Genomic DNA, 471 nt, shown 5'->3' with positions numbered 1-471 from the left:
GAGCGGGACGCTCGAGGGCCAGGTCGTCGTCGACACCGCGGAAGACGGGCTCGTCCAGCTCGTCCTCGACGGCGCGGACATCACCGCGACGACGAACGCCGCCGTGACCGTGCAGGACGCGGAGAAGGTCGCCGTGATCCTCGCCGACGGCTCCACCAGCAGCCTCACCGACGCCGAGACGTACTCCGCCCAGGACGCCGACGGCGGGCCCGACGGCGCGCTGTTCTCGACGGCCGACCTCGTGATCGGCGGCGACGGCGCGCTCAGCGTGACGTCGCACGCGAACGACGGCATCGTCTCCAAGGACGGGCTCGTCATCGCGGGCGGTGACCTCACCGTCGACGCGGGCGACGACGGGATCCGCGGCAAGGACTACCTCGTCGTCACGGGCGGGACGCTCGACGTCACCGCCGCGAAGGACGGGCTGAAGTCGACCGAGGACGGCGACGAGACCCTCGGGTTCGTCGACGT

1 protein-coding gene is annotated in these 471 nt (G+C 72.0%); it reads left to right on the top strand.

Annotated features, from left to right (window positions below):
* A partial coding sequence (locus G3I78_RS48035) for a carbohydrate-binding domain-containing protein (RefSeq protein WP_164436920.1) occupies window positions 1-471 on the top strand: 471 nt, incomplete at both ends.

It is taken from the genome of Streptomyces sp. SID13726 (genome assembly GCF_010548375.1).
GTDB lineage: Bacteria > Actinomycetota > Actinomycetes > Streptomycetales > Streptomycetaceae > Streptomyces.
Note: the sequence above shows the minus strand (reverse complement) of the source record. Positions and strands in the feature narration are given on the sequence as shown.